The sequence below is a fragment of the Nostoc sp. NOS(2021) genome (assembly GCF_017115025.1).
Lineage (GTDB): Bacteria > Cyanobacteriota > Cyanobacteriia > Cyanobacteriales > Nostocaceae > Nostoc.
This window is the reverse complement of record NZ_JABXKM010000089.1, coordinates 1-11,544: the sequence shown is the minus strand read 5'-3', so window position 1 is coordinate 11,544 and position 11,544 is coordinate 1. Positions and strand designations below refer to the sequence as shown.

The following is an 11,544-nucleotide window of genomic DNA, read 5'->3' as shown; positions in this document are numbered from 1 at the left end:
CTGGCGAGGAGGAGATTAAGGGGTGAGGTGCAATGACTATAGGAATCATAACTAATTACCCGGACATGATATAACACCATGCTGCAAGCTTTGGAGCGTTATTTTCCCGAATAAATCCGGTGGACAGTTCTCACGGGAGGATTATTTCTCTGGGTACAGTTACCAGATGATTTTCCGATTGGGACAATTCGTAAGGAAGCCTTTGCACAAAACGTCTACCTGGCGTGTGGTTCAGCATTTTTCCCCGATAAACAGGGTTATCCAGCGATGCGTCTGACTTTCTATCTCCCGCCAGAGGAGATTGAGCAAGGTATCTCGATTGTGGGTAAGTTAGACACAGAGGTTTAGAGAGAAATCAGCCCCTAGTTTAGGGACTTCCAAATAAAAAAATATCCAAAAATTTCTTGTGGTGCGGGCATCTTGCCCGCTAATCACCAAGGACGGGCAAGATGCCATTGGTGTCAACTTAACGTGAAAACCAGCCTAGAACCAGCTTTTAGAGATTGTCTCGTTCCCAGTCTCAGACTGGGAATGCCCGTCGTTGAGGCTCCGCCTCTTGAGTTGCGGCAGAGCCACAATGAGGTGCATTTCCAGCCTCTGGCTGGAAACGAGGTTTTAAAGGGGTTTGGGCTTAACTTGACACCAATGGCTTTTCGGCCCATCCCACAAGATGGAATAATTTATTTTTTGGAGTTCCCTTACATCAACTGAAAAATGCTGTTATCCGATCGCTTACTTGAAAAAGGCGCTCTAAATGTCAACCTTAAGGGGGTATTCCTGAGCATTGCAATCGTTGTAAAAAACTTTAAAGATAGCCAATCTCCTGTCTAGATGATTAACATTAGCTGTTTGCAGGAAGAACTACTTTAAAAGATATGACCCTAAATTTTGTCATTACAGGCGCTGATACGGAACTGGGACAAGAAACCACGCAGCAACTAGTTGCTCGTGGACATCAGGTGACTGGAATACCACTGAGTAAAGATGGCGCCCAGGTCATACGTTCAAAGGGTGGCCTACCTGCTGATGTCAGTTTGACAAGTGCCACTGAACTTAAAAATGTTTTATCCGCAGCTAATGCTAACGTGGTTATCAACCTAACGCCACAGTTTGCCAATACATTATTAAGCGATGGTCAGGACTGGAAAGGATTTGACAAAACCTTAAAAGCCACAACTACTGCACTATTGAAGGCCATTGAAGATGCAGGGACTCCATTTCTTGTCCATACGAGTTATACCTTTCTCTATGGCAATACAACAGATACCGGAGAAACTGCGCCTCTAGTTGCACCTGGCGATGACCCAATTTTTGCCGCCGCGATCGCCACAGAAAATCAGGTGAGCAACAGCAAGATTCCGTCTAGCCTTTTACGGATGGGATACCTGTATGGCCCCCAATCTCAAGACCTCAAGCTATATATAAAATCATTCAACCTCAGACGCCCTTATTTTGCAGGGCCTGCAAATAACTTAGGTAACTGGCTGCACTTTGAAGATGCTGCTCAAGCCATAGTTCAAGCAGGAGAGCAGCAAACAGTAGGCGCTGTGTTTAACGTCGTCGATGGAACTCCGGTATCCTTTGCGGATTTCATTGATTACTTTGCTTTCGCTTTAGGTAGAAAACGACCTGCACACATTCCTATGTGGCTGACTCCTGTAGCACTTCTGGTGATAATTACACCTCAGCAGGTAGAGTTACTTAAATTGGAAACCACAGTTAAAAGCGACTCAATTCGTCAACAGCTTGGTTGGAAACCGCGTTATTTAAGTTACAAAGAGGGTTTGCAGCAAACGGTACAAACTTGGCGCAGCAACAACGAGGTTTAAGAAGAAAGGAGGCAGGAGTTAGGAGTTAGCTCACTTTTCACGTCATGTGGAAAAGCTAACACGAAACCTAACCCCCCAGCCCCCTTCCCTAGTAGGATACTGTTGGCGAATATCTGAGGGGTTAAACCCCCCAGCCCTAAAACCTCGCTGAGAGCGTTGCTTTCCCGCCCTGTAATAAATTGATTGCTCATAGCTTATACTGAAGCTGCTAGACAGATGGCATTAGCTTACGATCATTTTCTGTATCCACCCAAGCATCTTAATTGCATAGTTGCAGCTGAAAGACAACTTCAGATATGGGAAGGAGGAGATTTGCTCTAGGAAAATAAAAATCACCCTAGCATAGTATTGTGTTAGAGCGATCGCTACTCTCAACTCTATGACTAGTAAACGCTTTTATCGTAAATCAAAGGGTTTAAGACCCCAACAATACAGGTAGCGTTATTTTCAGTCGGGGTTTAAATCCCCGTCTGAAAATGTCTTTAATGCAAGAATTTTGTTAGCGCAGCGTAAAGCCTTCTCTTCTCCTTCGGAGACGCTAACGCGAACGAGAGGCAACGCCTTCGGCATAGCTTCGCTTAGAGCGAGTCTGCATCCTTTTGTGACAGTCGCTTTAGTTAAAGCCGCACGAGAATTAGAGGTTGAACATTACATAGGAATTACGGCATCAGTTGATACTTTTTACGAAGGGCAAGAACGCACTGATTCAGCGAATCCAAATTTAATGCGATCGCTGCATGGCATTACAGAAGAATATCGGCGCTTGAATATCTTGAGTTACGACATGGAATGCGGCACACTATTCAAAATGGCGGGAGTGTATAATTTTGCTGCTGCTGCTATTTGCGGTGTAGTTGCTTCGCATACTGTTGGTGAAAATATCATTTTAGAACAAAGAGATATTGCGATTAAAAATGCGATCGCAACTGCTGTAAATGCAGCAGCAAGCTTTGAGTAAGCTAACAACTTTCTCTTATCCAACTTCTTAGTATGCCAGATTTAATCTGCTCGCTCTAAGTGGTTTTATCATGTCTTTACCTAATCTTTAATTTATCAATCAGTAATTCTAGGTAAGATGTATTGTGTAAGATGCAATTTCATCTTTTAGAGATACATATATAAAAAACTTCATCAGTTAACTGGAGATTATAAAATTTGGGTGGACAAATCATCAAAAATATATAAATTTAAACAGAACATATTTGATTGTTTGTTATTTATTACTTAATAAATACTGCATTTCTATATTAATATTCTGTGCTTTTAACACTATATTTTACAGCCATTGTGATGAGTTTAGTTATTAAGATATGTAAGAAAAATTGGAGAGCAATATAACATGAAGAATGCTTGGAGGCGTTGGATTACAACCGTTAACCTAACTGCGATTGCACTAATACCGACGCTGATATTTTTAGCATTCTCTCATCGGGCAACAGCAGACGATCCAGGAGCGTGTTACATGATAACCTCCTCTGGTAAAACAGTTGGATTGGGAAGACTTTGTGGGAATATAATAGCCGCACCTTCAGATAACAGAGTTTTTCGAGTCTCAATCAAACGCCGTTTTGGTGGAACTCCTGTGATTGATGTCACTTTCAACGACAAAAAAACCTTTGAAATGATTGTAGATACAGGTGCTAGTGGAACCATTATCACTCAAGGTATGGCGAATACACTTAAACTCCAGGCTACAGGTACAATGCAAGCCCAAATTGCCGATGGTAGCGAAGTAGAATTCCCAACCAGTAAGGTAAAATCTATTGCAGTAGGTGGAGTGACAGCCAATAATCTTCAGGTAGCGATCGCACCAAAAGCAAGCATCGGCTTACTGGGCCACGATTTTTTTGGCAACTATGATATTAAGATTCTGGAGAAAGAGGTGGAATTTCATCACCGCTAATGCTTGCAGGTAAAAACATAGCATCCTACATTTGAAATTCCTGATTTTCTCTAGTCCGGCGCAGGTGTAGCGACTGTCTTAAAAGTCAAGCGATCGCCAGCCCTATTTCCGCCTCTAGACACCAACAGCAACGTTCTTAGGGACTTCCTGGCAAACTGGAATGCGGATTTGAAACTCCGCTCCCTCGCCGGGTTCTGAAGTGCAAGAGAGTGAACCACCATGTTTTTCGGTGACAATTTGGTAGCTAATCGACAAGCCCATACCCGTCCCTTTGCCCACAGGTTTTGTGGTGAAGAAAGGATCGAATAGTCGTCGCCGAACAGACTCTGGGATACTTAGACCATTGTCGGCAATCCGAATTTCGACTTGATCAGCATCAATTTGCTCAGTGTAAATAGTAATGGTTGGAGTTGTTATTTGTCCTTGATTGTCCGCTAATGACTCCTCCAAAGCATCGATCGCATTACTCAACACATTCATAAACACTTGATTTAGCTGCCCTGCATAACATTCGACTTGGGGCAGGTTGCCGTAGTGTTTAACAAGCTCAATACCGGGACGATCTGACTTTGCTTTGAAGCGATGTTGCAGAATCATTAGGGTACTGTCAATACCGTCATGAATATTAACGGCTTTAATCTCCGCTTCGTCCATGCGTGAGAAGTTTCGCAGCGAAGCGACAATTTGGCGAATCCGATCTGCCCCAACTCGCATGGAGGACAGTAGCTTAGGCAAGTCTTCCAGCACAAATTCTAGATCAATCGCCAGAGCTTCTTCCTGAATCTCTGCATGGGGAGATGGGTAATGTTTATGGTAAAGTTCCAGAAGTCCCAGCACATCTTGGCTGTAGTTGTTGGCATGAGTCAGGTTGCCAAAAATAAAATTGACTGGATTGTTGATTTCGTGGGCAACACCTGCTACCAATTGCCCTAAGCTGGACATTTTCTCGGTCTGTACAAGTTGAGCCTGGGTTTGTTGGAGTTTGTGCAGGGATTGTGCAAGTTGTTCAGCTTTTTCTCGCTCTCGCGTTTCGGATGCTTGGAAAGCTGCGTTTTTAGCTTCGAGTTCTTGTGATTTGGCTTCCAGTTGTTGCGAGTAGGTTTGCAGGTTGGTGTAGAGACGGGCGTTGTCGATCGCAATCGAAATTTGTGCTATCAATAAACTCAGCACTTTCACCCGTTCTGGAGTAAAAGCACCAGAAATGAGATTATTTTCCAGGTAAATAATCCCAGTAAACTTGCCAGAGTGAATCAAAGGTAGACACAAAATCGATTTAGATTTGTAAGTGGTGATATAAGCATCAGCCGCAAAGCGGGAGTCTTTAACACCATCGTCTAAAACCAGATTGTTTCTGGTTCTTTCGACATAATTGAATAAGGCAACCGGGAGTAAGGGTGAATTAGTTTTATCCTCTGCGTTAACAACAACACTAATCTCCTTACCTACAAGCATTCCCGTCGCTTCTAGCATCCATTGATTCTCGTGTTTGGCAATAAAGTAACCTTGTTGAGCGCCAGCATTTTCGATGACAATCTTCATCATTTTTTGAAGCAGGTGAGTTAGCACCATTTCTTCTGATAGCACCTGTGCAGCTTTCATCACTGTCATGAAGTCAAGAATATGAGCGCCTCCGGTGGTTGTAGAGTGTGTTTGAATAGTTTGCAGGTAATTCGTTTCTAACTTTTCTGTGTTTGATTGCACAATCAATTGCGGATAGCGTACTTCTAAATCTTTAACTTTAGCAACAGCACCCCAACGACTATAGGCGTAGTAAGCATTTGTCATGTAGGTTTTAGCAATCGTTTCTTTACCCCATGACAAATAGAATTTAGCAGCGAGTTCGTGGGCGATCGCTTCTTCATTGATGTACTCGTTTTCTTTAGCCAGAGCGATCGCTTGATCGTACATCTCGATCGCTGCGATTTTTTCGCCGAAAACACGATGCCGTTCTGCCTCTACTAGATAAAATTTGTGTAAATAATTCATTGGGGCATGATGCGCCCATTTTTGCATTTTTTCTTGATTAGCTTGGACGCGATCGCGAATTTCCTGTTGCTCTGACTCTGGGCGATCGCCATACACCGCTAGCCGTACTAAAGAATCGTAAAAATGGAATAGAGGAACAAGGGGCAATCCTACCACTGCGCCCAAATACTTCTCTGCGATCGCAATATTCTCAATCGCTTCTGAGTAATTGTCAAACCAGTAACTAAGTAAAAGTTTATTCCAATATATGTAGTAAAGTCCCGTTTTGTCGTTCGCTTGCAGGAGCAATGGCAACCTGATCTGCTCATCGTAGGCTTCACCCTTTACAACGCAGGGATTTTCACTCTTTCCGAGCATATTTAAGATAGCTTGCCAATACATTTCTATATAACTAACCGCTATTTCTTGCTTCATTTTATTAGCAACATCTCTGTAGGCTGCTATCTCTCTTTCAAGGACAGTCAGTTCTTTGCCGCTAAAGTAGGCGAAATAGGAGTAAAGCATTAAACCAAAGGCAGCCCATTGTAAATCTCCCGTCTCCATGCCGATAGAGTAAGCTGACACTAAAGGTTCTAAGGTTTCTCTGAGATGCTCTTTCCAATGTCGGGTAAATATATTTACTGTGACAACTGTCTTGGCTTTGATTTCTTGAGCATTTAACTTTGACAATAAATTTAAAGCTAATTGACCGAACTGATGACCTGAATCAATATCTCCCACAATGCCACAAAGCAGAAGACCATAATTTGCATAAGCAGAGGGAGACACGGAAGCATTGCCATATTGGACGGATAAATCTACTTGTTTGCACAACGTCAAGAGTAACAGTTGTGGGGCTGCAATATATACAGGAGCAAAGAGACTTGATAAAATTCTGATGGCTGCTAGTTTATAGCGATCGCTCATTTGAGGCAGATCAATTAAATCCTCAATTCGCAAGCCATTCAAAATGGCCGCAGTTCCTTCTAGTGCTTGCCCAATATCTGACGAGTTTGGCTCTTGGGGAAACTCTACCCCCAATAGCTTTAAAACTTCTAGCCCCGTATTAACCCCTTCTAGCAGCCTGTTCTGCCCGATGTAAGCTTGCATCTGGACTTCATACACTTTAATTTTGTCGAGCAGCGTTTTAGCGCAGTTTTGGACTATCTCAATGAATCTCTGCATTCCTTCAAAATCACCGCTCAAAAAAGCTGCCTCTGCTGCTTCTGAGTGCAGTGCTAATGTCAGTTCATATTGATTGTCCCAACTATCAGATGCTAACAGTCCCAAACCAACTTGCAAATATTTGATCGCGGAATCGTGGGCTGTGGCTGCTTTAGCTCTCTGACCGGCGATGAGATTGAGTTCTGCAAGTTGATATTTTTCTGTTTCAGATATTAGTAAATCAGTCCCGTAATTGAGTTGATTAACTAAAGCAAATACATTTTCTTTGCGTTCTTCTGGTGCAGTATTTTGCAGCAGTAATTGACCAATTTTCAGATGCGTTGCTTTCTTCTCTTCATCGGGAATCAGAGAATAGGCCGCTTGCTGTACTCGGTCATGTAAAAACTTATAATCAACCTTGATATCGGTTAAAGCAATTCCACCAGATTCCTCCTGACTAAACACTAAGGGAATTTTGTAATCATGAGTTAACGGCAAAATTAACCCAGCTTGCAGCGCTGACCACAATTGCGCCGCAGTTGTTAGAGAAGATGTTTCATTAACGATCGCTAATACATCTAAGTTAAAAGTATTACCAATACAAGCAGCCAGTTTTAGGACTTTTTGCGTTTCTAATGAGAGTTTGCGAATATTTCTCGCTGTCAGTTCAACCACATTCAGGTCGCTAATACCGATCGCTTGAATATGTTGAATATCCCACTGCCACACCCCAGACTCGAAGTTATATGTTAACAAGTCTTCTTGGTGTAGGGTTTTCAGCAGTTGTGTTAAGAAGAAAGGGTTCCCCCCGGTTTTGTGGAATAGTAATTCTGCCAGTGGCTGACCACATTCTATGTGATTCAACGTATCGCTAATTAACGCTTCCACATCCGTTAACTGCAATGGTGACAAGAGGATGTTATTCACCAATGCACCAGACGCTTGAATCTTAGACAAACTCATCATCAGTGGATGGGTGGACAACACTTCATTATCACGGTATGCCCCGATTAGCAATAAATATTTGCGAGCGCTATCCGTCATCAATAGCTCAATTAAGTTCAGCGACGCCGAATCTGCCCACTGTAAATCATCAAGAAACACAACTAAGGGATGGTCTTGGGTTGTGAATACCCCAATGAATTGCCCAAAGACGCGATTGAAGCGATTTTGAGATTCTGTCGCTCCCAATTGTGTTACAGGTGGCACAGTTCCAATAATTAGTTCGACTTCTGGAATGACATCGATAATAACTTGCCCATTTTCTCCCAACGCAGTTAACAGTTTCTCTTTCCACCCTTGGATTTGGGCAACGCTTTCGGTGAGTAATTGCTGAATCAAAGATTGGAACGCCTGAATCAACGACGTGTATGGAATATTGCGCTTGAACTGGTCAAACTTACCTGCAATGAAATAACCTCTTGCGCCCAGAATCGGTTTATGAACTTCATTGACGACACTCGTTTTACCAATCCCTGAATAACCAGAAACGAGCATGAGTTCTACCCCCCTTAGTGGGGATTCAGGGGGGTTAGCCACACGCTCAAATGCAGCCATCAATGTTGCTACTTCTGCTTCGCGTCCGTACAGCTTTTGCGGAATCAAAAAATGCCCAGATTTGTCTAGTCTTCCCGGTAGGAAGTTTTCAATCTTGCCAGTCACTTGAAGGTGAAATAAGCATTCCTCTAAATCCGCTTTCAGTCCCCAAGCGCTTTGATATCGCTCCTCTGCTGTTTTCGCTAACAGCTTCAAAATAATTGCACTAATCGCCTCTGGCACATCTTCCAGAACGCGACACACAGTTTCTTGACAGGGTGCGGCGGGCATTTTGGCGATGTGACAGTGAATCAACTCCATCGGGTCAACAGCATCAAAGGGTAGCGTACCCGTCAGCATTTCATACAAGGTGACACCCAACGAATAAAAGTCGGTGCGATAGTCGCACACCCGGTTCATTCTGCCTGTTTGCTCAGGTGACATATAGGCAAGGGTACCTTCAAGCAAATTAGGATTGCTCAAGGTGGCATTTTCTTGATTAAGGCGCGAGGAAATGCTGAAGTCAATCAGTTTGACTTCAAAAGATTCGGGATTAATTAGAATATTGTGCGGCTTAATATCTTTATGTATAATTTTTTGGGCGTGCAGTTCTCCTAAAATCTGTGCCAGATTAATCCCTACCTTGAGGAAAGCAATTAGGGTGGTTGTTTGATTTGCAATCAGTTCTTTGAGCAAGCAACCCGGAATATCTTCCAAAACCAAAGCTAGACTATGCTGATAATTCTTTAACTCGTAGGCTTTAACAATGCCAGGAATTCGCAGAGGTTCAATGATTTGATATTCGTGGCGCAGTCGAGCAATGTCTTCTAGGGGTGGATGTTCGCACAGGAGAGTTTTGACAATGACAGAGGCGTTATCGGTTTCTCGCCGTCCACGATAAATGACGGTTTTACTACCGGAGTGAAGGGTTTCGAGGAGTTGATAACCAGATAAAGTAGCTGTCATTATTTTTTCTTGCAATATAAGCATTCTTAATATGCCCATGCAAGTTTAGTTTGTAACATCTGAGGCAAAAATAATTATATTTTTCCGAGATGTTACGATTACTAATTCCCTCCAAATTGCATAAGTCCTCTACTAATGGTTACAGTTGCCTTGCTTTTGGTATTGTTGAGAACCGTGACCGTGATTAGAGCCACCTTGCGGATTCTGGTGTTTATGACCGTGACTGTGGGTACAAGCTTGCAAATCTTGCTTCATCAGATTTTCGCTGATTTCTTGTAAGGATTCGTCCACAGGCTTTAAGCCAATCCAAGCATCAATCTTTTGTACATCAAATCCTACCTCACGGCGATCGCCTATTTCTAACAAAGGACGGCGAATTAACAATGGCTCTCTCAGCATCAGCCCCAAAGCGGTTTCTGCATCAATTTTTTCAGGAACTACCTCACCAGATTTTACCTTTGGGGAGGAACGATTAAACCATTCGGCTACGGGGCGATCGCCAAAAAATGAACGCAACCGCTCAACTGTCCAAGGTTCTGTTAGCAGGTTGTATGCTATCACCTCATGACCGGCAGCTGTGAGCAAAACTTTTTGCTTGGTACCACCTTGACAGCCTGGTTTGCTATAAAAAATTACTCTTGCCATTTAACTATCTCCTAATTACTCAATTGTTTGTAGTTGTGCTTTAGCGCTAAAGCGCAACTACGAGCCGATGAAATTAATCCTGACGATTCCCAATTAAAAATTCCTAGCCTTATGGGTAACTGAGTCAAACTCAAATCTCTCATTTGGATCAGTTTCGCCGTAAACATTAAAAGTCACAGTTGGTTCATCACCCACAGCTTCTACACTGTGAATTGCATCGGGAGTAAAGCTAATAATATCCCCTGGAAATAGAGTTAGCTCTCCCGTCGGTTCAATTTTGTCCTGAAAATCTGGGCTATGGGTGCGTTGCCAAAAAGTATTTTTTTCCTGACCTTTTAACACCGCCACTATTCCCCACGTCCCATGATTATGAATGTTTGATCGGGTTCCCGGTGCAAATGTTACTGTTTGCACCGTCAACGGAAAACCCAATTCATCGTATAGGAGTAAAACAGAGGTTCCCGTTTTGGGCGAAGGCTCTAAATGTTGACTTCGTACCCAGTAGGAATTTACTATCAAACGCCTTACGAGCATCCGAATTTCTGGCAGACGACTGGCTTGATCATCCACACTATTGAGAACATCTTCCATCTCAGTTAAAAACCGATAAAGACGATAATTCTCTCTCAATAAATCCCATGCTCTTACAGATTTACAGGCTTGATACTGACCATCCCCTGTTAGCAGCCAATCCCTACCTTTCATAACTTTTAAATTGATAGCGGAGAAGATTGGATGACAATGATCGGAGAGACATTAGGAATACTGCCCAGATCAAGTTTAGTAGGTATGGTGACAGCAGGGAAGATAGAGTTACTATTAGTTGCAGATCCCAAGAGGGAGTAAGAGGAATATGACGTAGTAGATAACCAATTGTTCATGATTGTTCACCAAAAGGGCATTGGGCATTGGGCATTTGGAATGGGGCATTGGGCATGGGGCATGGGGCATGGGTTATTTATTCTCCTTGTCTCCCTTGTGTCCCTTGTCTCTCCCACTCCCCACTCTTTCTTGTAAAGAAGTGCATTGACTAATTAATCATCTTCTTCTGCCGGACGTGTCAAAATATCCAGGAGAATCCCGGCACCAAAATCATTCTTTTCGTCTATCTCTTTGACTCTGGTGCTGATTTCTTTTGCTTGCTCTATCGCTCCTAACTTTGCTAGTACTAATCCAGAAGCAGCATAAGCATTTAAGTACAATCGAATTTGTGGGTCTTCTTTGCGATTGACTAATATAGGCTTAAGTTGCTCCCAGTCATCAGGAAATTTTTCTGCTTCTTTAATTTTATCTAATAATTTGACTGTTGTTTGTAGTGCAAGAGAATAATTATTCTTATAATAAAAAAATCTATATGCTGCTACCAAGACATCTGTATTTTCACCAGTTTGGGCTAAAGCCTGTTGAATATATTTTTCCGATTCTGATGTATTTTCCCAGGTTTGTGCAGCTAAAATTAATAAACTTTTGATGTCCTCTGGAACCTGGAACCATGAGAATTTGTTTGCATCAACTTGCATAATATATTTATTGGGG

Annotated in this window: 8 protein-coding genes; 4 read left to right on the top strand and 4 right to left on the bottom strand. The window is 42.6% G+C overall.

Annotated elements, in window-relative coordinates; all coding sequences use genetic code 11:
* The first annotated feature begins 420 nt into the window (after positions 1 to 420).
* From HWQ41_RS11110 to HWQ41_RS11095, 4 genes are all read left to right on the top strand, one after another.
* Complete coding sequence (locus HWQ41_RS11110) at positions 421 to 711, top strand: hypothetical protein (protein WP_292762541.1); 291 nt, start codon at positions 421 to 423, stop codon at positions 709 to 711.
* A gap of 164 nt (positions 712 to 875) precedes the next feature.
* Entirely contained in the window at positions 876 to 1,829 is a 954-nt protein-coding gene (locus tag HWQ41_RS11105; protein WP_292762538.1) for an NAD(P)-dependent oxidoreductase, read from the top strand.
* Positions 1,830 to 2,325: 496 nt separating this feature from the next.
* Entirely contained in the window at positions 2,326 to 2,787 is a 462-nt protein-coding gene (locus tag HWQ41_RS11100; RefSeq protein ID WP_366931655.1) for a hypothetical protein, read from the top strand.
* Positions 2,788 to 3,168: 381 nt separating this feature from the next.
* The gene (locus HWQ41_RS11095) at positions 3,169 to 3,732 is read left to right on the top strand and encodes a retropepsin-like aspartic protease (protein WP_292762535.1); all 564 of its coding nucleotides are present in this window, start codon (positions 3,169 to 3,171) and stop codon (positions 3,730 to 3,732) included.
* 114 nt (positions 3,733 to 3,846) lie between these two features.
* Here the strand turns inward: HWQ41_RS11095 and HWQ41_RS11090 are convergent, their stop codons facing one another.
* From HWQ41_RS11090 to HWQ41_RS11075, 4 genes are all read right to left on the bottom strand, one after another.
* Positions 3,847 to 9,363 (bottom strand): ATP-binding sensor histidine kinase, encoded by a 5,517-nt coding sequence (locus HWQ41_RS11090; RefSeq protein WP_292762532.1) that lies wholly within the window; start codon positions 9,361 to 9,363, stop codon positions 3,847 to 3,849.
* Positions 9,364 to 9,495: 132 nt separating this feature from the next.
* The gene (locus tag HWQ41_RS11085) at positions 9,496 to 10,008 is read right to left on the bottom strand and encodes an ArsC/Spx/MgsR family protein (RefSeq protein ID WP_292762529.1); all 513 of its coding nucleotides are present in this window, start codon (positions 10,006 to 10,008) and stop codon (positions 9,496 to 9,498) included.
* A 93-nt stretch (positions 10,009 to 10,101) separates the two neighbouring features.
* The gene (locus HWQ41_RS11080) at positions 10,102 to 10,713 is read right to left on the bottom strand and encodes a cupin (RefSeq protein ID WP_292762528.1); all 612 of its coding nucleotides are present in this window, start codon (positions 10,711 to 10,713) and stop codon (positions 10,102 to 10,104) included.
* 329 nt (positions 10,714 to 11,042) lie between these two features.
* Positions 11,043 to 11,528: a hypothetical protein gene (locus HWQ41_RS11075; RefSeq protein ID WP_292762544.1), complete on the bottom strand. Its 486-nt coding sequence runs from the start codon at positions 11,526 to 11,528 to the stop codon at positions 11,043 to 11,045.
* Positions 11,529 to 11,544 lie beyond the last annotated feature (16 nt).